The sequence below is a fragment of the Halomonas sp. HG01 genome (genome assembly GCF_000968715.2).
GTDB lineage: Bacteria > Pseudomonadota > Gammaproteobacteria > Pseudomonadales > Halomonadaceae > Halomonas > Halomonas halophila.
In genome coordinates this window covers 1,522,599-1,545,177 of record NZ_CP022134.1, presented here as the reverse complement: position 1 = coordinate 1,545,177, position 22,579 = coordinate 1,522,599, and the positions used below count along the sequence as shown (strand labels likewise).

Genomic DNA, 22,579 nt, shown 5'->3' with positions numbered 1-22,579 from the left:
ACAGCATGGCGATAGTTTATAGCAATGCGATGAAAGACGTGTCAAGCAACCTTCCCTGACAATCCCCGTCATGCCGGGGTTTTCACCCCGGCAAGCAGGAAAAAATGTCGTCAGTGTGTACTGATCATCGAGTGAGAAGAGGCCTTGTCTTCCGCTCGAGATTCTTCATCCTGGCCACCGGTTTTTTCACCCAGGGCGGTCTCGAGAACTTCGTCGATCCAACGCACGGGCCGGATGTCGAGTGCCTGCTTGATGTTGTCCGGGACCTCTTTCAGGTCGCGGCGGTTCTCTTCAGGAATAAGCACGGTCTTTATACCACCGCGCCTGGCGGCCAGCAATTTCTCCTTGAGCCCGCCGATCGGCATCACCTCGCCGCGCAGGTTGACCTCGCCGGTCATGGCCACGTCGCAGCGTACCGGGCGGCCGGTGTAGGCAGAGATCATCGCCGTGACCATGGCGACGCCGGCGCTCGGACCGTCCTTCGGCGTGGCGCCCTCCGGCACGTGGATGTGCAGGTCTTCCTTCTCGAACCGTTCGGGATCGATGCCGAAGCTTTCCGCCCGCGCCCGCACCACGGTCTGGGCGGCGCTCACGGACTCCTTCATCACGTCGCCCAGCGAGCCGGTCTTGTTGATGCGCCCCTTGCCGGGCGTCACCACCGACTCGATGTTGAGCAGCTCGCCGCCCACCGAGGTCCAGGCCAGGCCGGTGACGCGACCCACCTGGTCCTCCTGGTCGGCCAGGCCGTAGCTGTAGCGACGCACGCCGGCATAGGCCTCGATGTCGGCGGCAGCGAGGATGGCCGGCGCCTGGGCGCCTTCCTTGCCTTCCTTCTCGATGCGCTCGCGCAGCACCTTGCGGCAGACCTTGGCGATCTGGCGCTCGAGCTCGCGCACGCCGGCCTCGCGGCTGTAGTAGCGAATCAGCTCCAGCAGGGCCTCATCGGCAAAGCCAAGCTCGTCGTCCTTGAAGCCGTTGGCCTTGAGCTGCTTGGGCACCAGATAGCGCTTGGCGATGGCGAGTTTCTCGTCCTCGGTGTAGCCGGGCAGACGAATCACTTCCATGCGGTCGAGCAGCGGGCCGGGGATGTTCATCGAGTTGGCGGTACAGATGAACAGGGTCTCGGACAGGTCGTAGTCCAGCTCCAGGTAATGGTCGCTGAACTTGTCGTTCTGCTCCGGGTCGAGTACCTCGAGCAGCGCCGAGGACGGGTCGCCGCGGTGGTCCATGCCCACCTTGTCGACCTCGTCGAGCAGGAACAGCGGGTTCTTGACCCCGGCCTTGCTCATGCGCTGGATCGGCTTGCCGGGCAGCGAGCCGATGTAGGTGCGGCGGTGGCCACGAATCTCGGACTCGTCACGCACCCCGCCGAGGGCCAGGCGCACGTACTTGCGGTTGGTGGCGCGGGCGATGGAGCGCCCCAGCGAGGTCTTGCCGACGCCGGGCGGGCCCACCAGGCACAGCACCGGGCCCTTGAGCTTCTTGACCCGCTTGTGCACGGCCAGGTACTCGAGAATGCGCTCCTTGACCTCCTCGAGGCCGTAGTGATCCTCGTCCAGCACCTTCTGGGCGTGGGCCAGGTCATGGCGTACCCGGGTGCGCTTCTTCCACGGCACCGCGATCAGCCAGTCCAGATAGGAGCGCACCACCGTGGCCTCGGCGGAGGACGGCGTCATCATCCGCAGCTTGCCGAGCTCCTGACGCGCCTTCTCGGCGGCGTCCTTGGGCATCCCGGACGCCTCGATGGCCTGCTCGTACTTGTCGGCCTCGTTGGGCGCATTCTCGAGCTCGCCCATCTCCTTCTGGATGGCCTTCATCTGCTCGTTCAGGTAATACTCGCGCTGGGACTTCTCCATCTGGTCCTTGACCCGCGAGCGAATCCGCTTCTCCACCTGCAGCAGGTCGATCTCGGACTCGATCAGCGCCATCAGATGCTCGATGCGGTCGCGCACGCGATCCATCTCGAGCAGCTGCTGCTTGTCGTCGATCTTCAGCGACAGGTGGGCGCAGATGGTGTCCACCAACCGGCTCGGATCCTCGATGCCCGACAGCGAGTTGAGCACCTCGTTGGGCACCTTCTTGGACATCTTGACGTACTGCTCGAACTGGTTGAGCAGCACGCGCACCAGGGCATCCTGCTCGCGCTCGGACAGCGGTTCGCTGTCGCGCAGCACCACCTCGGCGCGGCTGTAGCCGTCGTCGACGGACAGGATGTCCTGGATGTCGGCCCGGGACTCGCCCTCGATCAGCACCTTGACGGTACCGTCGGGCAGCTTGAGCAGCTGCATGATCTCGGCCACGGTGCCGATGGCGAACAGGTCCTCGTTATCCGGATCGTCCTTGCTGGCCTCACGCTGCGCCACCAGCAGCACGCGCTTGTCGGCCTCCATGGCGGCTTCCAGGGCCTGGATGGACTTTTCACGGCCGACGAACAGCGGGATGACCATCTGCGGGTAGACGACCACGTCCCGCAGCGGCAAAAGGGGCAGACTCAGGGTCTGTTCGGCGTTCTGCTGCATCGCAGACCTTCCTCAAACGATCAGTGGAGATACCCAAGGAATGGGGGCGATGACGCGGCATTGCAAGGCCAAGGCAATGACGGCGCAAAGAAAAGGGCCGCCGAGGCGGCCCTTGGGTCGACGCGGCCCGATCACGGGCAGCGCACCGGCGCGAGACGGGCGTCTCAGCCGTCGGTGCCGTCGACCTTCTGCGATTCCTGCTGGGAGTAGATCAGCAGCGGCTCGCTTTCGCCGGCGATGACGGAAGCATCGATCACCACCTTGGAGACGCCTTCCAGGGAAGGAATCTCGTACATGGTGTCGAGCAGCACCGACTCGAGGATGGAGCGCAGGCCGCGCGCCCCGGTCTTGCGCTCCATGGCCTTGTGAGCCACCGCACGCAGCGCGTCCTCGCGGAAGTCGAGCTCGACGTTCTCCATCTCGAACAGCCGGGCGTACTGCTTGATCAGCGAGTTCTTCGGCTCGGTGAGGATCTGGATCAGCGCATCCTCGGTGAGCTCGGTCAGGGTCGCGATCACCGGCAGACGGCCGACGAACTCGGGAATCAGGCCGAACTTGACCAGATCCTCGGGCTCCACGTCCATCAGCAGGTCGCCGACACCCTTGGTCTCGTCCTTGCTCTTCACCTCGGCGTTGAAGCCGATGCCGCCCTTCTCGGCGCGGTCACGGATGACCTTGTCGAGGCCGGCGAAGGCACCGCCGACGATGAACAGCATGTTGGTGGTGTCGACCTGGACGAACTCCTGCTGCGGATGCTTGCGACCCCCCTGGGGCGGCACCGAGGCGGTAGTGCCCTCGATCAGCTTGAGCAGCGCCTGCTGCACGCCCTCACCGGAGACGTCCCGGGTGATGGACGGGTTGTCCGACTTGCGCGAGATCTTGTCGATCTCGTCGATGTAGACGATGCCGCGCTGGGCCTTGTCCACATCGTAGTCGCACTTCTGCAGCAGCTTCTGGATGATGTTCTCGACATCCTCGCCGACGTAGCCCGCCTCGGTGAGCGTGGTGGCATCGGCGATGGTGAACGGCACGTTGAGCAGCCGCGCCAGCGTCTCGGCCAGCAGCGTCTTGCCACTACCGGTCGGGCCGATCAGCAGGATGTTCGACTTGCCGAGCTCCACTTCGTCCTTGGACGCATAGCGCAGCCGCTTGTAGTGGTTGTAGACCGCCACCGACAGCACCATCTTGGCGCGGTCCTGGCCGATCACGTAGTCGTCGAGGGTGTGACGAATCTCGCGGGGGGCAGGCAGACGCTCCTCGTCGCTCTCGGCATCGGCATCGAGCACCTCCTCGCGAATGATGTCGTTGCACAGATCGACACACTCATCGCAGATATAGACGGACGGGCCGGCAATCAGCTTGCGCACTTCGTTCTGGTTCTTGCCGCAGAACGAGCAGTACAGCAGCTTGCCGCCTTCGTCCTTGCCTTTGCCGTCGGCCATTCGCGTACCTCTCTCGCAGCGGCGGCCCGTGGGCCGCCGGGAATCACGTAATCACAGCGTGGTTGATTTCACGCTATCAGGATGTCGGCCGCTTATCCAGCACGGCGTCGATCAGGCCATATTCCGCCGCCTGAGGGCCGCTCATGAAGTTGTCGCGGTCGGTATCCCGGGCGATCGTCTCGAAGTCCTGACCGGTATGATCGGCCAGGATCTGGTTGAGCTTCTCGCGAATACCGAGGATCTCGCGGGTGTGGATCTCGATGTCCGAGGCCTGACCCTGGTAGCCGCCCAGCGGCTGGTGGATCATCATCCGCGAGTTGGGCAGGCAGTAGCGCTTGCCCGCCGCGCCGCCGGCCAGCAGCAGCGCACCCATGCTCGCCGCCTGACCGATGCACACGGTGGAGACGTCGGGCTTGATGAACTGCATGGTGTCGTAGATCGACATCCCCGCGGTGACGGAGCCACCCGGCGAATTGATGTACAGATGGATGTCCTTGTCCGGGTTCTCGGACTCCAGGAACAGCATCTGTGCCACCAGCAGGTTGGCCGTGTAGTCCTCGACCGGCCCCACCAGGAAGATCACGCGCTCCTTGAGCAGGCGGGAGTAGATGTCGTAGGCCCGCTCGCCGCGTGCGCTCTGTTCGACCACCATCGGCACCAGGCCGCCGGCGGATTGGGTATCGAACTCGTTGCTCATGGTGATGTCCTTGCGTCCGATGTGTGGGGGCGACACCAGTAGCCCGCCGGGCTGGGCTGATCTCGCAGGGGTCACGGAGTTTTCATACCTCAGGGAAAGGTGGGGGTGAATAGCGCACTATTCAACGCCGCGCCTCGCCGATGGCGAAAAACGCCATGCGTCACCGCCGATCAGCGACATCCCGGCAGGACGTCCACCCTTCCGCCCACGGCGGGCGGAAGGGTGAAAGCGGCCATCAGGCCTGGGCTTCGGCCTCGTCGGCCTCTTCGTCGTCGGCCTGGCCACCCTGCTGCTGAGCGGCGGCCAGCGCATCCTGGTAGCTCATCTCGACGTCCTTGACGCTGGCCTGGCCGAGCAGCACGTCGACGGCCTTCTCCTCGAGGACCGCGGACTTGACCTGATCCTTCATCTGGTCGTTGCCCATGTAGTACTCGACGACCTGCTGCGGCTCCTGGTACTGCTGAGCCAGCTCCTCGACCTTGGCCTTGATCTCGTCGTCGGAGACGTCGAGCTCGTTGACCTTGATCACTTCGGCCAGCAGCAGGCCGATCTGCACGCGGCTCTTGGCCTGCTCGGCGAACAGCTCGTCCGGCAGCTGGCTGACGTCGAAGTCCTCGCCGAGGCCGAACTGCTGGGCGGCCTGACGCTTGAGACCGTCGGTCTCCTGCTGGATCAGGGCCTGCGGCACCGGGATGTCGTTGGCCTGCTTCAGCGCCTCGAGCACCTGCTGCTTGACGCGATTGTCGACGGCCTGGCTGGCCTCGCGGGTCATGTTCTTGGTGATCTCGTCACGGAACTTGGCCAGATCGCCATCCTCGACGCCGAACTTCTCGACGAAGGCCGCATCGATCTCGGGCAGGGCCTGGGCTTTGACGCCGTTGACCTTGACCTTGAAGGTCGCTTCCTGACCGGCCAGCTGCTCGGCCTGGTAATCCTCGGGGAAAGTGACCTTGAGCTCCTTTTCCTCACCGGCCTTGGCGCCGATCAGCTGCTCTTCGAAGCCGGGGATGAAGCTGCCGGAACCGATCACCAGGTCGTGACCCTCGGCGCTGCCGCCTTCGAACGGCTCATCGCCCAGATAGCCCTGGAAGTCGATGTTGACCTGATCGCCGTCCTCGGCAGCACGCTCCACCTCTTCCCAGGCGGCGTTCTGCTTGCGCAGGGTCTCGATCATCTCGTCGACGTCGGCGTCGGTGACCTGGACCACCGGACGCTCGACCTCGGTGCCCTCGATGGAGGCCAGTTCGATTTCCGGGTAGATCTCCAGGGTCGCGGTGAACTCGAGGTCCTTGCCCGCCTCATTGACGTGGGCTTCGATCTGCGGGTTACCGGCCGGGTTGAGGCTCTCGTCGGTGATGGCCTTGACGTAACGCTCGCGCATCACCTCACCGACCACCTCGTCGCGCACGCCACGGCCGTAGCGCTGGCGGATCACGGACATCGGCACCTTGCCCTGACGGAAACCATCCAGGCGCACGTTCTTGGCGGCGTCCTTGAGGCGAGCGGCAACGGCATCGTCGATTTCGGCGGCCGGCACCTGCACCGTGATGCGGCGTTCAATCTGGGAGGTCGTATCGACGGAAACTTGCATGAATTGTCCTCTGCCGACTGGGGCGTTCAGTGTGTAAAAAAGCGCTGCGTGAAGAGCGTTGAAACATTCAAGGGCAAGGATTCTATGAATCCCGCCCAGCAGTGGCAAGCGCCATGCACGAAGTTATGGGGGCGATCACCCGATTAGACAAGGGGATATCGTCGATTCTCCGTGCCCTGGTCCGACCGGACGCGGCAATCGCAGCTGCCGGAAACGACAAAATCGCCGCCCACCTCGAAATGGATGGCAGCGTCACGAAGCGATAACGACGGGAGATCACTGAAAAACAAAGAAGAAGGGAGGCAATGGGGTGGATGATGGGGATCGAACCCACGACCACCGGAGCCACAATCCGGGGCTCTACCACTGAGCTACATCCACCACTGCCTGGGGTGATATCGAAATGGGGTGGATGATGGGGATCGAACCCACGACCACCGGAGCCACAATCCGGGGCTCTACCACTGAGCTACATCCACCATTTCGATTTCGCTCGACCGACACGAGACCGCTTAGACGCCATCTGGACTGGCACGCCCAGCAGGACTCGAACCTGCAACCTACGGCTTAGAAGGCCGTTGCTCTATCCGGTTGAGCTATGGGCGCATTCTACGTTCCCGAGCATCTTACCGCAAGCAGAAAATTGAACTTTCTTCTATTCAATCAACAGCTTGTGGTCGGGGTGGAGGGATTTGAACCCCCGACATCCTGCTCCCAAAGCAGGCGCGCTACCAGACTGCGCTACACCCCGCCGGCTCTTGCACGGCCTCGACGCCGCCGCAGGGGCCTCATCGAGCGCTGCGTATTTTACGGATCTCTCCGCGCTCGTCAAGCCACAATGCCCTTTGATCAGGATGTTAGCCGATCCTCCTTTGTCTTCATCACCGCCCGCCTGCTCCCCATGACCGCCCTGCCCCGCGGCCGGTCCCCGAGATCGCTTTGCCTGAACGCCGGCTCATGCGAAAATCGCCGCTCTTTTTCTCACCGTCTTCTTTTCACCCAGAGGGAAACTCGATGTCCGCCCAACTGATCGATGGCAAGTCCATTGCCGCCCGAGTCCGCCAGCAGGTCGCACGCCAGGTGCAGGCACGCCGCGAGGCCGGAGCACGGGTCCCCGGGCTTGCCGTCGTGCTGGTGGGGCAAGACCCGGCATCCGCCGTCTACGTGCGCAACAAGCAGCGCGCCTGCGAGGAAGCCGGCATCCAGTCGATCAAGTACGAGCTGCCCGCCGAGACCTCCCAGGCCGAGCTCGAGGATCTGGTCGATCGCCTCAACGCCGACACGAGCGTCGATGGCATTCTGGTCCAGCTGCCGCTGCCCGACCACCTCGATTCGCGCCCGATCCTCGAGCGCATCCTCCCCCACAAGGACGTCGACGGCTTCCACCCCTATAACCTGGGCCGACTCGCCCAGCGCCTGCCGCTGCTGCGTCCCTGCACGCCCAAGGGCATCATTACCCTGCTGCAGGACACCGGCGTGGACGTGCGCGGCCTGGACGCCACCGTGGTCGGCGCCTCCAACATCGTGGGCCGCCCCATGGCCATGGAACTGATGTTGGCCGGCTGCACCACGACCGTCTGCCACCGCTTCACCCGCAACCTCGAGGAGCACGTGCGTCGTGCCGAGTTGCTGGTGGTCGCCGTCGGCGTGCCGGGGCTGGTCAAGGGCGAATGGGTCCGTGACGACGCCATCGTCATCGACGTGGGCATCAACCGCCAGGACGATGGCCGCCTGATCGGCGACGTGGAGTTCGAGCCCGCCGCCGCCCGTGCCAGCTACATCACGCCGGTCCCCGGCGGCGTGGGGCCGATGACCGTGGCCTCGCTGCTCGAGAACACCCTGCTCGCCGCCGAGATGCACGACGCTCAAGCCTAACTCCCTCTTGGGGTCAGCCCCTTCAGTCCCCCTTGGGGTCAGACCCCGGCAACAGGGCCACGGAGACCGGCGCCTGCCGTGCACCCGTGGCCCGATTTCGTTAACATGTGCCGCTGATTTCCACCGACTCGCGAGGTCCGCCCGATGAGCGACAAGATGAACGTCGAAAGCTTCAATCTCGACCACACCAAGGTCAAGGCGCCCTACGTCCGTCTGGCCGGCGTCACCGTTGGCCAGCACGGCGACGAGATCACCAAGTACGACATGCGCATCTGTCAGCCCAATCAGGACCACATGGCCATGCCCGGCCTGCACTCCCTCGAGCACCTGATGGCCGAGATGTCGCGCAACCATACCGACAAGGTCGTCGACATCAGCCCCATGGGCTGCCAGACCGGCTTCTACTGGGCGATGATCAACCATGACGACTACGAGGGCATCCTGACGCTGATCGAGAAGACCCTCGAGGACGTGCTCGAGGCCAGCGAAGTCCCCGCCTGCAACGAGATGCAGTGCGGCTGGGCCGCCAGTCACAGCCTCGAGGGCGCCAAGGACATCGCCCGCGGCTTTCTCGCCAAGCGTGACGAGTGGGCTCAGGTCTTCGGCGAAGACGCCTGACTCCCTCCTTCTGACACCTCACTTCGCGGAGACACCGGATAGATGAAACGCATCGGCATCATCGGCGCCATGGCCCAGGAAGTCGCTCGACTGGCGGACATGCTCGAGGATCGCGAGACCCGCACCCACGTCGGCTCCACCTTCCATCACGGCCGCCTGCACGGCGTCGAGGTGGTGATCCTGCAGTCCGGAATCGGCAAGGTGAACGCCGCCATCGGCACCACCCTGCTGATGGACATGTATCAGCCGGAAGCGATCATCAATACCGGCTCCGCCGGCGGCTTCGGCGAAGGGCTCGAGATCGGTGACGTGGTGGTCTCCAGCGAGGTGCGCCACCACGACGTCGACGCCGTGGTGTTCGGCTATGAACATGGCCAGGTGCCGCAGATGCCGGCCGCCTATCTGCCCGACACGCGGCTGGTGACAGTGGCCCGGGAATGCATCGAGGCGATGAACGAGGTCAACGTGGTCGAGGGGCTGATCGCCACCGGCGACGTCTTCATGGCCTGCCCCGAGCTGGTGGCGACCACGCGCTCACGCTTCCCCACCATGCTCGCCGCCGAGATGGAGGCTGCGGCCATCGCCCAGACCTGCCATCTCTACGGCTGCCCCTTCGTGGTGATCCGCGCGCTGTCCGACATCGCCGGCGGCGGCGACAACCATCTTTCCTTCGAGGAGTTCCTCGACAAGGCCGCCGACCACTCGACGCGCATGGTCACCGCCATGGTGGCCAGGCTCGCCGAACCGGCGACCGCGAGCGTCACCGTCGAGGACTGACGCATGCCACGCTGCCGCCTCCGCCTGCTGGGGCTGGCCCTGTGCCTGCCCCTGCTGCTTGGCGGCTGCGCCAGCCAGCGCAGCACCGATGGCATCCCCGCCATCGAGGCCCAGGACAACCCCGCCAAAGCCGAGACCAGCTTCCGGCGGCTTCCCGACCGCGTCTACACACCGCCGGACTGGCCTGCCCCGCTGACCGCCCGGGTCTATCTGCCGGACACGCCGGGCGACGCCCGTCGCCCGGCGGCGCTGGTCGTCCACGGCGGCGGCTGGCAGCGGCGCTCCCCCGACGACATGACGCCGATCGCCGAGCGACTGGCCGCCCGCGGCTACGTGGTCGCCAACATCGGCTATCGCTTCGCCCCCGACCACCGCTTTCCCGCCCAGCTGCACGACCTGCAGATCGCCATGACCTGGCTGCATGACAATGCCGACGCCTGGCGCATCGACACCGACCGTATCGTCGGCGTGGGCTATTCCAGCGGCGCCCACCTCGTCAGCCTGCTCGCGGTACAGCAACCCGGTTCCCCACTCGACCGCCCTCATGGCGGAGAGAGGACACGCCTGGCCGCCGTGGTGGCCGGCGGCCTGCCCAGCGACCTGATGAAGTTCGACGACGGCCGCCTGGTCAGGGAATTCATCGGCGGCACCCGTGCCGAGAAGCCCCGCGCCTATCGCCTGGCCTCCCCCGCCCGCCAGGTCGGCCCGCTGACGCCGCCCCACTTCCTGTTCCACGGCGATTGGGACAGCCTGGTCCCCGTGGATCACGCCACCGACATGTATCGTCGCCTCGACGCCGCCGGCGTTCCCGCCGAGCTTTACCTGCAGACATGGCGCGGCCATATCACCGCCTTCCTGACCCGCGACGACGCCATGGACGCCGCCCTGGCCTTCCTCGATGAGCAGCTCTCGGTTCCGGAGGCTGGTACGGGGTCAGACCCTTAAGTGGCCTTAGGGGTTCCGCCCCTAAGGCCACTTAAGGGTCTGACCCCATTCTGATCCTAATGCCACTTAAGGGTCTGGCCCCATTCGGATCCGCCCGTTAGCCGCTCAGCTTCCAGCCCAGCGTCTCGCCGGCCTGCAGCGGCACGATGACCTGGCCGTCGGGATAGGGCAGGCTCTCCGGCAGCGTCCAGTCCTCGCGCACCAGGGTCACGGTGCCGGTGTTGCGCGGCAGGCCGTAGAAGTCGGGCCCATGGTGGCTGGCGAAGCCTTCCAGACGATCCAGCGCACCGGCCTGCTCGAAGGCCGTGGCGTAGAGTTCCAGGGCGTGCGGCGCGGTGTAGGCGCCGGCACAGCCGCAGGCACTTTCCTTGTCGCCCTTGGCATGGGGCGCGCTGTCGGTGCCGAGGAAGAACTTGCCGCTGCCCGAGGTGGCCGCCTCGATCAGCGCCTGGCGATGGCGCTCGCGCTTGAGGATCGGCAGGCAGTAGTAGTGGGGCTTGATGCCGCCGACCAGCATCTGGTTGCGGTTGAACAACAGGTGATGGGCAGTAATGGTGGCCGCCACGTTGGCCGGTGACTCGGCCACGAAGGCCGCCGCGTCGGCGGTGGTGATGTGCTCGAAGACCACCTTGAGCGACGGGTGACGCGCCAGCAGCGGCTTCATCACCCGCTCGATGAACGTCGCCTCGCGATCGAAGATGTCGATCTCGGCGTCGGTCACCTCGCCGTGCACCAGCAGCGGCATACCCAGCCGCGCCATGGCCGCGATGGCCGCATCGCAGTTCGCCAGGTCGGTCACGCCGGAATCGGAGTTGGTGGTGGCCCCCGCCGGATACAGCTTGACCGCCTGCACCCGCCCGGAGGCATGGGCACGCTCGATCTCCTCGGCCGCGGTCCGATCGGTGAGGTAGAGCGTCATCAGCGGCTCGAAGTCGAGCCCCGCCGGCACCGCCGCGAGGATGCGCTCGCGATAGGCCAGCGCTTGCTCGGTGGTGGTCACCGGCGGCTTGAGGTTGGGCATGATGATGGCACGGCCCATCTGCCGGGCACTGGCAGGGACCACAGCATCCAGCACTGCGCCATCGCGCAGGTGAAGATGCCAATCGTCGGGGCGGGTCAGGGTCAAAGAGGTCACGATCTATCCTGTCTCGGCGATTCCGGGGATGAAAGGGGCCGCAAGGCCCGGCGCTGGCGGCAGTATACAGGAAGCGGCCTCCAAGGCGGGATGCGAGATGTGAGAGGCGCAGGATGTGAAAGGCAATGCGCCATCGCCCTGCCCGACGGCCGGCCCCGCTGACGAACGCGGGTGCGCCGGCCCGCCGCGATGCCGTATCATGGCCGCCGATCCTGCCAGGCCTGTCGAGCCTTCGCCGCGACCCGCGGACGTGAGTCGCGCGACTGCCCGCGTCACGTCGGGCGGCCTTGGCCAAGAGGCCGGGCTCATGGCGGATCCGCGACACGTCCGACAGTTTCCTGGGAGAGAACATGCCGAAGGTTCGTCACTACGCCGACCTCGTCGCCATTCTGGCCGGCCTGATGTGGCTGCTGGTCTACTGGTCGGTGAGCTACTCGGTGTACATCGACAACATCGAGCCCACCATGGCGGCGCTGCTGATCGCGGGCAGTCTCATCATGATCAGCTTCGTGCACCGCCCGATTCGCGTGCTGCTGAGCCGCTACCACGTGCGCAAGCGACGCACCGAGATGTGGATGCACATCCTCGCCCTGCCCCTGGGCCTGGCGTTCTTGATCGCCATCCTGATCGAGCATCTCATCACGCCCATCGACGGCATTCAGAAGATGCTGCTGTTCAACGTGCTGGCGACCGCCGGCTGGCTGGTGTTCATCTTCACCCTGGCGGTCAAGCTGCTGATTCACATGATCAAGGAGAAGCGCAAGGCCCGCTAGCCAAGCGCTCCCTCCCCGGCCGGTTCAGAAGCGGTCGACCCGGAAGGGCCGCATGTCGATCGCCGGCGTCTCCCCCGCCATCATCTGCGCCAGCAGCTGGCCGGTCGCCGGCCCCAGGGTGAAGCCCTGGTGGCCATGGCCGAAGGCGCACCACAGCCCCGCCTGCCCATCCACCGGCCCGATCACTGGCTTCATGTCCGGCGTGCAGGGCCTCGCGCCCTTCCAGGGCTCGGCGTCGAGCCGCTCACCGAGCGGATACAGGCGACGTGCGCTGGCCTCAGCGGCGGCCAGCTGATCGAGATGCGGCGGCGCCTCCAGGCGCTCGAGCTCGGCACCGGTGGTCAGGCGGATGCCGGCCCGCATCGGCGCCAGCAGATAGCCGACCTCCGCGTCCATCACCCAGTGATGCAGCCGCGCCTCGCCTCGACTGGCGTAATGCATGTGATAGCCGCGCTTGGGAAACAGCGGCAGCGACACCCCGAGGCGCGACAGCCACCGGCGCGACCAGGGGCCGAGCGCCAGCACCACCGATTCCGCCGACAGCGTCTCGCTCCCGATGCCCACCTGCCAGCCGCCGGCACCCGTCGACAGCGTCTCGACCTCCGACCGGACGATACGCCCGCCCTCGCGCTCGAACGCCTCGGCATAGGCCGAGACCAGCGCGCCGGGATCGGCTACCGTCCAGGGATCCAGCCAATGAATCGCCCCGGCCAGCCCGTCGTTCACGTCGTTTCCCAGGCTCGGCTCCATGGCGGCCAGCGCCTCGGCATCGAGGGCCCGATAGCGGACACCGAACCGTTCCGCGTTCTCTTCGGCTTCGGCGAGACGCGCCTGGAGCGCGGAGCGATGACGATATACCTCGAGCCAGCCCTCGCGGCGCACCAGCGACTCGGCGCCGGCGGCCTCGATCATTGCCCCGTGGGCATCCAGGCAACGCTCGATCAGCGACGCATATTCAGGCACGATCCGCCGATATCGATCGGGGGCGGAGTGTTTCCAGTACTGCCAGAGGGGGCCGGCCGCCTCGAGCATGCCGCCGGGCCGATAGCGGATATCCACCTGGCGATTGGGCAGCACGCGCCACAGGGTGGCGAGATCCCGCGGGAAGGGATAGGGCCGCACCGCCTCGCGCTGGATGATGCCGGCGTTGCCGAACGAGGTCTCGCGCCCGGGGGCGCGCCGGTCCACCAGGGTCACGTCCTGCCCCCGCCGGGCCAGGTGCCAGGCCACCGACACGCCGACCATGCCCGCTCCCAGTACGATGGTGCCGCTGCTCATCCGTTCATTCCCTTGTCGATGCTGTGACCCCATCATCCCCAAGAGCGCCGGAGCATCGCAAGCATGGCCTCATGTGTCGCCGCCTTCCGCCTCGATGCGGGCACGGATGAAGTCGCCGTGGCCGACGTGCAGCAGCTCGGCCAGGCGACGAATGCGGTGCTCCTCGAGCGGATGCTTGTCGCCGTCGACCAGCGCCAGCGACCACATCTCGCGAACCAGCGCGACCCGCTGGTCGTAGTCGCAGCCATCGCGCACCGCGCGCAGGAAGCGGTGGTGGTCCACCGCCGACTCCGTCTCGTCGCAGGCCTGGCGCACCAGCGCCTGCGCCTCCTCGCCGGGAAGCCCGAAGCGAGCGGCGAGAATCGCCGCAAGATGCTCGAGCTCGGCCTCTTCCAGGCGATAATCCGCGCGGATCACCTCGCACAGCAGCACCGCCGCCGCCAGCGCCTGGCCGGGCTCGGCCTGTTCAGACGACGCCGCCGGCGCCATCATGTCCTGAAAGAGCCGTTGCAAGGACTGGATCATAGGAACTCCCGACATGCCGAACATGATTCCCCTCATCGTCGCCCTGGCCTGCGGGCTGGGCGCCGCCCTGGCCGCACGCGGCGCCTGGCAACGACGCGACGTGAATCGCTGGCCCACGGCACTGGCGACGGTCGAACGCACCGAGGTGCAGGTCGTCGACGACCATCACCGCCGCGCCGACCGCGACGAGCATCCCAGGCGCTTCCTCGCCCGCCTCCACTACCGCTTCGAGGTCGAGGGGAACGAATATCGCTCTGACAACGGCCAGTTCGACGGCGTTCCCGACTTCACGAGCCGGGAAGCCGCCGAAGCATTTCTCTCCCGAACGCCACCGGGCAGCCGGTTGACCGTTCGCTACGACCCCATGGGGCCCCATCTGACGCAGCATGGCGAACATCGCCAGCCCACGGCCCGGCTTGGGCTGGCAGCGTTTCTGGGCGTGGCGGCGATTGGGGCGCTGTGGGTATGGTGGTGAACTCGGCATCGACACCTGGAGCAGACAGGCCCAGGCTGGCGACGAACGTCACGGCAGCATCCGGCCGACCAGGCTGGCCAGGCGCAGTCGCCAGCGATGGCGCCGCTCCAGGGCCTGCATCATGCTCAGATCGTTGCGATCACGCCAGCTACCGCGATGCCGCTTGAACGCACGAGCCGTACCGAAAGACACGAACTTCAAGCCATCCAATACGACACGATGCCGGGCATCCTCTAGGAGCCGTGTGCGATCGGCACAGAAGTGTTCGAACTCATCCGAGGCGATGACCCGGAGCGGTCCTCCCGTCAGCGAGACCGTCGCCTTGGTCAGCACATCGACATAGCGGGCCTTCCTCAGGCCGTACACCTGCATCAGCGCTTCCGGGCCGAACAGCACCTCTGGCGACGACACACCGGCCTGAGAGAGCAGGCCACGGAGTTCTGCGCTGAAGTCATGGGCAAGCTTCTCCCGCCGGGTATGCAGCGCATGGTTCAGGAAATGCCGGCCGTCGGGCGTCAGCACAAGCTCGGCGATACGCTCCCGTTCCTGCGGGCAGCTGAGCAATAACCAGCCCTTCTGCGCCACGCGCGCGGGGGGCCGCATGCCGACCGCCATGACCAGCCGTTTGACCACAAGCGGCGCCTTGTGCGGCCTCGAGCGGGGCCAACCAGGCGGCACGGGGTCCAGGCAACGCAACAGGTACTGCCAGCCGCCGGGCGACACCGACACCTCCTGCCTCTCGGTCACCACCCCGGGAAGAACCATCTCGCTGCTCCAGGCATCCTCCATGGGGGTCAGGGCAAGCAGCCTGGGGCCTTCCTGAGCCCCATCGAGCTCCCGGGCCGCGGTGACGACCGCCGACGTGGCACCGCTCTGAGCCATCGACAACACCTCTTTCTTCGGGCACACGCCTGCCGAGCGCTGGATAACGTCAGAAGCGTTCTTGACGTGAAGCACCCGGCCTCGGCGTATCGCCATGCCGCTGGACCGGCACAGCCGTTAACACAAGGTTACATTGTTAACATGCCGTCAGAATGATGGTTTTTCCCATGACAGCGTGATCAGGCGAGACGTGAGGAGGTCAGTCGAAAGAGGTGGATCACACCCCGTAATACTCCCGGTACCAAGCCACGAAGCGACGCACACCCTCTTCGACGCCGACCCGAGGGCAATAACCCGTAAGGTTGAACAAGGCCTCGGTGTCCGCCCAGGTACGCGGTACGTCACCGGGCTGCATGGGCTGGAAATCGCAGATCGCTTCGCGGCCGGTGGCAACTTCCACCGCATGCACGAAGTCCATCAGCGATACCGGGCTACCATGACCGATATTGTACAGCGCATAGGGCGCGTCGCTGATATCGGGCGTCTCGGTCGTACCGCCAGGCTGTCGCGCAGGCACCTCGTCCAGAATGCGCGAGATCCCCTCGACGATATCGTCGATATAGGTGAAGTCGCGTGACATGTCGCCGTGGTTGAAGACCTGGATCGGCTCACCGGCCAAAATAGCGCGCGTGAACTTGAACATGGCCATGTCCGGGCGCCCCCAGGGACCGTAGACCGTGAAGAAACGCAGGCCGGTGGTTGGCAGGTCGTAGAGATGGGAGTAGGTGTGCGCCATCAACTCGTTGGCCTTCTTGGTGGCCGCATAGAGGCTGATGGGATGATCGACGTTGTCGGAGGTAGCGAAGGGCGTCTTGTCGTTGGCGCCATAGACCGAGCTGGAGGAAGCATACACGAGATGCCCCACCCGCCCGTGACGACAGCCCTCCAGCACGTTGAGGTGCCCGATCAGGTTGGCATCGGCATAGGCATGCGGATTCTCCAGCGAATAGCGAACCCCCGGCTGAGCGGCCAGGTGGATCACGCGATCAAAATGCTCGGCCTCGAACAGCGCGGCTACGGCTTCGCGGTCGGCAAGATCGAGACGTTCGAAGCGCACGTCCTGGCAGTCCTGCAGGTCATCCAGCCGAGCCTGCTTGAGCGCCACGTCGTAGTAGGGGTTGAGGTTATCGACACCGACGATCTCATGCCCCTGACCCGAGAGCCTCCGGGCGACGGCATGACCGATGAATCCTGCCACGCCCGTGATCAATACCTTCATGCTCTCCTGCGCCTCCTGGCTCGTGTTCTACGGGCACTGCTGGCCCTTATGGTGGCGCGCATTGTACCTCAGTGCCAGAACGGGCCGCAGCACCCCGCCCCTGCCGCCACGCGACGACCATGCTAGAATTTTGCCTTTTGCGCCGACACTCGCGCCGCGCCAATCGCTCGGCTCTGAGCGTCACAGGATGAAACCGCCGTGCAGGACGACACCATGACCCGCAAAAGATTCGCCTTCGTCATCGAGGACCTCTACGGCGGCGGCGCCCAGAAATCGCTGCTCTATACGGCCGACCAGCTGCGCCAGCGCGGCCATGCGGTCAAGGTATTCACGCTGCGCGAGCGCATCGAACATCGACTGCCCGAAGGGCTCGAGATCGAGAACCTCGCCGTGGTCACCCGCTTCACCAAGGCCACCAGCACGGTACTGACCGAGAAATGGCAGGCCTCACGGATCAAGCGTGCTCTGACGCCCTGGCGACCGGACGTGGTGATCTCCTGCTCCTGTGACAAGATCACCCGCCATCTCGACTTCCCGAACCTCTACTTCTGGATCAAGTCGGACGTCTCGGCCAAGTTCAGCGATCCCAGGCAACGCGAGCGTGCCTTCGACAAGGTGCGGCGCTTCTATAAAGGCCGCCAGGTCATCGCCGTGTCCCAGGGCGTGAAGGAGAATCTGGAGAACGTGGTCGGGCTAGAGGCCGAGCGCATCGTGCCGATCTACAACCCCTATGAGCGCGACCCCTTCGTGGCCATGGCCGAGGAAGACGCCCTGGTTCCTGAGGGAGACTATTTCCTGTGCGTGGCGGCCATCGAGCCACGCAAGCGCCATGACCGCCTGCTGCGGGCCTATGCCGAAAGCGCCGTGACAACGCCGCTGGCGATCATGGGCAAGGGCAAGCCGGAACACGAAGCCGCCGTTCACGAGCAGATCACGGCACTCGGGCTCGAGGACCGCGTGCTGTGGCTGGGCTATCACCACAACCCGTATCCCTTCATCCGCCACGCCAAGGCGATGGTGCTGACCTCGGATGCCGAGGGGCTGCCGCGCGTGCTGATCGAGGCCCTGCTGCTGCACACTCCCGTGGTCAGCGTAGACTGCCCCAGCGGCCCTCGAGAGATCCTTACCCAGGAGCTGGCCGATTTTCTCGTCGCCCCTGATGACGAAACAGGCCTGGCTCAGGCATTGGCGAACATGGACCGTGCGCCAATCACCATCGAGCCGCGCCACTATCAGCAGTTCCTCAAGGAAACGGTCCTGCCCCAGTTCGAGGCGCTGTGACGGTGAAGCTGCTCGACATCCCCTTCGACGACCGCCGACGTCGCTATCTGGTGTTTCATGCCGCCGGCCTGCCAGCCCAACTGCGCCTGGCCAGCACCAGCACCACCGCCGCCTTCGAGGCGGCGGGCAGCAGCCGCTTCTATCTCTCACAGGACGGGAAGATCCTCGCCAAGGTGGTGCCCGACAAGTTCACCAAGCGCAAAGCGCCATTCAGCTGGTTCAGCCGCGACTATCTGGAGAAGCGCTGGCTGCTGCAGTCGGATGCCCGCAAGGAATTCCTCAGCCTGCGCATCCTCCAGCGGGCCGGCCTCGCCACACCTCGCTGCCACGGCTGGGGGCTATCGCTGAACCCGGCGAATCGCAACGCCTCGCTGTTGCTGATGGAACACCGTCAGGATGCCAGGCCGGGGGGCGATGTCTTCGAGTCACTGGACGACGCCGGCCGGTACCGTTTCCTGGAACGCTTCTGCGAAGAGGTGGCCCGTCTTGCTCGCGCCGGCTACGTTCACCGCGATCTTCACTACAACAACCTGCTGGTGGCCGATGACGGCACGCTGATCTGGATCGATGCCCACGTGCGGCGGCTGCCCAGAAAAAAAGCCGACCAGTGGCCGGCTATCAGCAACTCTATTACCTCAGACAAGCTGCGTGGAGAGAGGTACCGGGCATTATGCAGCGAGCGGCTTCGTCAACATCTCATGCTTTAACGCGGACTCAAGTTATCAGAGCCTCCCTGTCACGCTGGCCAATCGAATTCGCTCGGCCACTCGGCAGGATCCAGCTCGCCCGGGCGCTGCTCGGGCATGCAATCATGTAATCCATCAGCGACACACTCCAATGCTTCCTGCCCCGTGGCACCGCCAGTAATATGCTGCCACCACTCACGATGTACCGCCATGACCCGTACCGGCACGCTGTCCAAACCCAGCCGCTGCGCCATCGCCAGGCGATGCAGGCCACGATTGATCTTGATCAAACGCCCTTCTCGGCTTACCGCCACGCCCAGCTTGTCCTTGCCGCGAGCACCATCGAACCCTCGTACGGCCATGTCATCGAGAAAGCTCAGATACACGCGCAGGTACATCAGGATTCGCTCTTCGGAGTCCAACAACACCCCTTGCTGATGGGAAGACCACGGTCTGCCGGCTTTCAAGCGAGCCGCATACCTGGCGAAGCTTTCACTCCGTGTCAGATCGTCGCGATGTTCATCGAGATCGCTGATAAAACGGTAACGGGAACTGAAGCGCAGATCGCCACGCCGAAGATCCCATTCGCCATCCCAGAGGAAACGCGATGAGGAAGGACGCTGGCGACGATCATACCCACGCCAGTCGGTGCTCTGGATCAGCTCACGCGGGTCGACTTCAAGGGTCAGCCGATCCCCGAGAGATTCTTCCATCGCTCGCCGCGGCAGCCCCTTTCGTTCGATCGTGGCACTGCCGTATCGGCCCCTGAGCCACCGGCGCAACAACCGTCTCTCCAGTGGCAGGCCAACTCCCTCCTGGAATGCTTCACGTACCGAGACCTGCAGGCGGGCACGGCGAATGGGCCAGCGCATGCGATCATCGTAAAGAGGAAAGAACGCCGGATCGCCGGCAGGCGCCAATGGAATCGAGTGGCAAGCCGCTGGTTGGTGGCAAAATGATTTCATGGATGTGATAACAGTTCCCTGATGCGGTGAGTCGGCAGTCTCCCGGCTGCCTTGCTCGCTTCTTGTAGGCCACCAAGGCCTCTTGTTATTCGAAATAAACGCCCGAGTGCACGGTATATATTGCACACATCACTATTGAACTCGGCCAATGCGCAAGAAGCCGAGACACTTTACCCAAGGCCCTTCGTCTCGTACATAGACCGGCGGTCATAGCCGGCAACCGCGTGGCAGACGTGTGTGCAGCAGTGGCACTCACCGGTAAAAACCATATCCTACGCCAATGCAAACAGTTAGAATGCTACGCATATGCTTGATGGCCTGACAAGCGTCTCCGACACATCGAGCCACGGCAAGCCGAAAGCACGAAGCCCTCCCCGGATAGTGAAACATTGCAACCTTCGACATTTCCTCCCAGACGCATCATGATCGTTTTGCGCCGCCTCGGTACCGGTGGCATCGAGACCGCCACGATGACACTGGCCAACGCCATGGCGGCGGCCGGGCACGAGGTTCACCTGCTGGTGCTGAAAGGCCAGCCGATCCAGCAGCCCTCCCCCGACGTCATCGTTCACTGCCGTGACATAGACAGGGAACAGCGCCGCAGCGCTGCCGGGATGGCGTGGCACCTTCTCAGTCGGCTGATGCTTTCTCCCCTCATCCCTCAGTCTGGGTTCATATGGCAAGGATGGCGCTGCAGCCGAGCCTTCGATGCCTTCGTGACCGACGTCGAGCAGCAATACGGCAAGCTGGACCAGATCTTGATCCGCGGCCAGGGAGCCTTCGAGCTACTGTGGCGTGTCAAGGATCCGCGAACCTGGCGCGTCGTGGAAGCCGTGACAGGGCGCTTTCCCGAAAATGTACTGGGGCGCTGGCTGACGCGCTGCCTGTTCAAGAACCACCGCGTGATCAGCGTCTCCGAGGGAGTGAAAGCGAACCTGCAGGCTTACCTCGACGCCCAGGGAGTTTCCATCGAGACGAGTCACGCCATCCATAATGCCGTGCCCTTTGAAGCGATCCGTCACTCGGCATCAGCGCCCCCGCCGGTCGAGATCCCCGGGCCTTTCCTCGTCCATGTCGCCCGACTGGTACCGGTCAAGAGGCAATGCCTGCTGCTCGAGGCCTTCGCCCTGGCACGCCAACAAGGGCTGAAGCATCGCCTGGTGATCATCGGCGACGGCTCCGAGCGTGCCCGACTGGAAAACCTGTCCCAAGCACTGGGCATCGACAACGCCGTCGATTTCCTCGGCCATCAGGCCAATCCCTATCCCTGGATGGCTCGCGCGGATGCACTGGTGCTCAGTTCCCGCTTCGAGGGGCTCGGTATCGTACTGATCGAAGCGCTGGCGCTCGGCACGCCCTGTGTCGCCACCCGGGCGCCAGGGGGCATCAACGAGGTGCTGGTCGACGAACAACAGCAATTGATCACCGACGCCACCCCGGAGGCACTGGCCGCCGGCATGCATCGGGCCGTCGCATCACCGATCGAGGTTCAACCGGCCTGGATAGAGCGCTTCAGCGAGCGCAGAATCGTCAGCCAGTTTCTCGATCTCATCGATGACCGCCAGGAGCCCGCCGATGCCAACCACGCATGATCACACCCTGCCCCTGGCGCCCGAACGCGAGGTCGACGGCAGCATCGATGAAAAGGGCAAGCTGCACCTATCGGAAGCCACGTCCTCGACCGGCGGCTGGAGCTGGATGCTGGAAGTTCGCTATCAGGCTCGCGGCCGCTGGCGGCAACCCGGCATCACGGTTCGAGAAAATGGACATGAGCGCTTCATCCAGTACCTCGAGCCCGGGCAAGCCGGCAAGCGTCTGCTCAATCTTGCCGGTATCGACGATCTCGGCGCGGTGACACTCTCGGCCGAAAGATGCCGGCTGGCCCCCCAAGCGCGACTGCTCGGCTTCCAGCGCCCGGCACTCGACGACGGGCCACTGATGATCATCGCTCCCCACCCGGATGACGCCGAGCTCGCCGCCTACGGCCTGTACCGCCAGCATGCCGAACGCACCTGGATCCTGACCCTGACCGCGGGCGAACGCCACAAGCGGCTCGATCGACAGTACCTGCCGTTCCTCGATCACGACCTGAAGAGCGCCAGCCGTCGCAAAGGCTGGATTCGGAGCTGGAACAGCGCAACGACGCCCCAGCTCGCCGGCGTCGCCCAGGATCGGCTCTACATGCTCGGTTATTTCAACGACACCCTGGCCACTCTGCTGGACACCCCGAACGTCTGCGCCCCCTCTCTGGCCGATGACGCGCTATCACCTGCCGACTTCAGGCGTTGGAACGCGCGGCCACTGGCCTCCGATGAGCTCCCGGGCGGGCCCAGCAACCGGGGAGACGACCTGCTGGCCGATCTGATAGGGCTGCTCGATCAGGTGCGCCCCAGTACCGTGGTGGTGCCCCATCCAGAACTCGATCCGCACCCCGACCACCAAGCCGCCGCAGCGGCTCTGGCAACGGCACTAAATGCCACGACGCATCGACCCGAGCGAGTGCTGCTCTATGCCAATCACCTCAAGAGTCAACGCGGCTTCCCCCGCGGGCCGGCCCATGCCGCATCCGGCGTCTGGCCCGTCGCTTGCTCGACATCAGGCCTGGGGGCATGGTCGCTCTACAGCCAGCCGCTCGACCTGGAAGCGCAGCAGGAAAAAGCCGTGGCCATGGACAGCATGCACGACCTGCGCGATAAACCAGGCTGGGAGCGTCGGCTGAAACGTGCAGTGAAACGCCGACTGAGCGGCATTCAGCCCGAGCGTTGGGCCGACTACGGCCAGCATGACTTCTTCCAGACTCACATCAAGGCGCAGGAAATGTTCGCGCTCGTCGGCACCGAGGCGCTCATGGAATATTTCGAACCCCACTGAACATCAGGCCATCACCCCCCAGCGA

The 22,579-nt window shown here is 64.9% G+C and carries 20 protein-coding genes and 4 tRNA genes; 10 read left to right on the top strand and 14 right to left on the bottom strand.

Annotated features, from left to right (window positions below; translation table 11 throughout):
* Positions 1-110: 110 nt before the first annotated feature.
* The 8 genes from lon to UN84_RS07285 all read right to left on the bottom strand — a co-directional run bounded on the left by lon (position 111) and on the right by UN84_RS07285 (position 7,000).
* Entirely contained in the window at positions 111-2,519 is a 2,409-nt protein-coding gene (lon, locus tag UN84_RS07320) for an endopeptidase La (protein ID WP_035593426.1), read from the bottom strand.
* 164 nt (positions 2,520-2,683) lie between these two features.
* Positions 2,684-3,961 carry an ATP-dependent Clp protease ATP-binding subunit ClpX gene (gene clpX, locus UN84_RS07315; RefSeq protein ID WP_035593428.1) on the bottom strand — a complete coding sequence of 426 codons (1,278 nt, stop codon included), beginning with the start codon at positions 3,959-3,961 and terminating at the stop codon, positions 2,684-2,686.
* A 76-nt stretch (positions 3,962-4,037) separates the two neighbouring features.
* Positions 4,038-4,658 carry an ATP-dependent Clp endopeptidase proteolytic subunit ClpP gene (gene clpP, locus UN84_RS07310; RefSeq protein ID WP_016855021.1) on the bottom strand — a complete coding sequence of 207 codons (621 nt, stop codon included), beginning with the start codon at positions 4,656-4,658 and terminating at the stop codon, positions 4,038-4,040.
* A 235-nt stretch (positions 4,659-4,893) separates the two neighbouring features.
* On the bottom strand, positions 4,894-6,249 hold the full coding sequence (gene tig, locus UN84_RS07305) for a trigger factor (RefSeq protein WP_046078595.1): 1,356 nt from the start codon (positions 6,247-6,249) through the stop codon (positions 4,894-4,896).
* 306 nt (positions 6,250-6,555) lie between these two features.
* Positions 6,556-6,630 (bottom strand) — tRNA-His (locus tag UN84_RS07300).
* A gap of 23 nt (positions 6,631-6,653) precedes the next feature.
* Positions 6,654-6,728, bottom strand: a tRNA-His gene (locus UN84_RS07295).
* Positions 6,729-6,778: 50 nt separating this feature from the next.
* Positions 6,779-6,855 (bottom strand) — tRNA-Arg (locus UN84_RS07290).
* Positions 6,856-6,923: 68 nt separating this feature from the next.
* Positions 6,924-7,000: transfer RNA gene (locus UN84_RS07285), tRNA-Pro, on the bottom strand.
* A gap of 263 nt (positions 7,001-7,263) precedes the next feature.
* Between UN84_RS07285 and folD the strand changes: the two genes are divergently transcribed.
* From folD to UN84_RS07265, 4 genes are all read left to right on the top strand, one after another.
* Positions 7,264-8,124 (top strand): bifunctional methylenetetrahydrofolate dehydrogenase/methenyltetrahydrofolate cyclohydrolase FolD, encoded by an 861-nt coding sequence (folD, locus tag UN84_RS07280; RefSeq protein ID WP_035593433.1) that lies wholly within the window; start codon positions 7,264-7,266, stop codon positions 8,122-8,124.
* A 144-nt stretch (positions 8,125-8,268) separates the two neighbouring features.
* The gene (locus UN84_RS07275; protein WP_046078594.1) at positions 8,269-8,742 is read left to right on the top strand and encodes an S-ribosylhomocysteine lyase; all 474 of its coding nucleotides are present in this window, start codon (positions 8,269-8,271) and stop codon (positions 8,740-8,742) included.
* A 42-nt stretch (positions 8,743-8,784) separates the two neighbouring features.
* Positions 8,785-9,519: a 5'-methylthioadenosine/S-adenosylhomocysteine nucleosidase gene (gene mtnN, locus UN84_RS07270; protein WP_046078593.1), complete on the top strand. Its 735-nt coding sequence runs from the start codon at positions 8,785-8,787 to the stop codon at positions 9,517-9,519.
* Positions 9,520-9,522: 3 nt separating this feature from the next.
* The gene (locus UN84_RS07265; RefSeq protein ID WP_046078592.1) at positions 9,523-10,464 is read left to right on the top strand and encodes an alpha/beta hydrolase; all 942 of its coding nucleotides are present in this window, start codon (positions 9,523-9,525) and stop codon (positions 10,462-10,464) included.
* 97 nt (positions 10,465-10,561) lie between these two features.
* Here UN84_RS07265 and pyrC read toward each other — a convergent pair whose 3' ends face one another.
* The gene (gene pyrC, locus UN84_RS07260) at positions 10,562-11,599 is read right to left on the bottom strand and encodes a dihydroorotase (RefSeq protein WP_046078591.1); all 1,038 of its coding nucleotides are present in this window, start codon (positions 11,597-11,599) and stop codon (positions 10,562-10,564) included.
* A 350-nt stretch (positions 11,600-11,949) separates the two neighbouring features.
* Between pyrC and UN84_RS07255 the strand changes: the two genes are divergently transcribed.
* On the top strand, positions 11,950-12,372 hold the full coding sequence (locus tag UN84_RS07255) for a hypothetical protein (RefSeq protein WP_035593445.1): 423 nt from the start codon (positions 11,950-11,952) through the stop codon (positions 12,370-12,372).
* Positions 12,373-12,396: 24 nt separating this feature from the next.
* Here UN84_RS07255 and UN84_RS07250 read toward each other — a convergent pair whose 3' ends face one another.
* Together UN84_RS07250 and UN84_RS07245 are read right to left on the bottom strand one after the other, a co-directional pair.
* Positions 12,397-13,650 (bottom strand): NAD(P)/FAD-dependent oxidoreductase, encoded by a 1,254-nt coding sequence (locus UN84_RS07250; protein ID WP_046078590.1) that lies wholly within the window; start codon positions 13,648-13,650, stop codon positions 12,397-12,399.
* Between the two features lie 69 nt (positions 13,651-13,719).
* A complete protein-coding gene (locus UN84_RS07245) occupies positions 13,720-14,175 on the bottom strand; it encodes a tellurite resistance TerB family protein (protein ID WP_046078589.1) in 456 nt (151 codons plus the stop codon).
* 13 nt (positions 14,176-14,188) lie between these two features.
* Between UN84_RS07245 and UN84_RS07240 the strand changes: the two genes are divergently transcribed.
* Positions 14,189-14,650, top strand: coding sequence for a DUF3592 domain-containing protein (locus tag UN84_RS07240; RefSeq protein WP_046078588.1), 462 nt, complete (start codon positions 14,189-14,191; stop codon positions 14,648-14,650).
* A 48-nt stretch (positions 14,651-14,698) separates the two neighbouring features.
* Here the strand turns inward: UN84_RS07240 and UN84_RS07235 are convergent, their stop codons facing one another.
* Both UN84_RS07235 and UN84_RS07230 read right to left on the bottom strand, forming a co-directional pair.
* On the bottom strand, positions 14,699-15,607 hold the full coding sequence (locus UN84_RS07235; protein WP_152662844.1) for a hypothetical protein: 909 nt from the start codon (positions 15,605-15,607) through the stop codon (positions 14,699-14,701).
* A 142-nt stretch (positions 15,608-15,749) separates the two neighbouring features.
* Complete coding sequence (locus tag UN84_RS07230) at positions 15,750-16,751, bottom strand: NAD-dependent epimerase (RefSeq protein ID WP_046078586.1); 1,002 nt, start codon at positions 16,749-16,751, stop codon at positions 15,750-15,752.
* A 213-nt stretch (positions 16,752-16,964) separates the two neighbouring features.
* On the opposite strand from UN84_RS07230, the gene UN84_RS07225 reads away from it, so the two are divergent.
* Both UN84_RS07225 and UN84_RS07220 read left to right on the top strand, forming a co-directional pair.
* Positions 16,965-18,032, top strand: coding sequence for a glycosyltransferase (locus UN84_RS07225; protein ID WP_046078774.1), 1,068 nt, complete (start codon positions 16,965-16,967; stop codon positions 18,030-18,032).
* Positions 18,029-18,739, top strand: coding sequence for a lipopolysaccharide kinase InaA family protein (locus tag UN84_RS07220; RefSeq protein ID WP_046078585.1), 711 nt, complete (start codon positions 18,029-18,031; stop codon positions 18,737-18,739). Before UN84_RS07225 ends, UN84_RS07220 begins: the two co-directional genes overlap by 4 nt.
* Positions 18,740-18,768: 29 nt before the next feature.
* Here UN84_RS07220 and UN84_RS07215 read toward each other — a convergent pair whose 3' ends face one another.
* Positions 18,769-19,590, bottom strand: coding sequence for a hypothetical protein (locus UN84_RS07215; RefSeq protein WP_237022380.1), 822 nt, complete (start codon positions 19,588-19,590; stop codon positions 18,769-18,771).
* A 515-nt stretch (positions 19,591-20,105) separates the two neighbouring features.
* Between UN84_RS07215 and UN84_RS07210 the strand changes: the two genes are divergently transcribed.
* Both UN84_RS07210 and UN84_RS07205 read left to right on the top strand, forming a co-directional pair.
* Positions 20,106-21,275, top strand: a complete 1,170-nt coding sequence (locus tag UN84_RS07210) for a glycosyltransferase (protein WP_046078583.1) — start codon at positions 20,106-20,108, stop codon at positions 21,273-21,275.
* Positions 21,259-22,554 carry a PIG-L deacetylase family protein gene (locus UN84_RS07205; protein ID WP_052719314.1) on the top strand — a complete coding sequence of 432 codons (1,296 nt, stop codon included), beginning with the start codon at positions 21,259-21,261 and terminating at the stop codon, positions 22,552-22,554. The genes UN84_RS07210 and UN84_RS07205 overlap by 17 nt, the downstream gene beginning before the upstream one ends.
* The last annotated feature ends 25 nt before the right edge of the window (positions 22,555-22,579 follow it).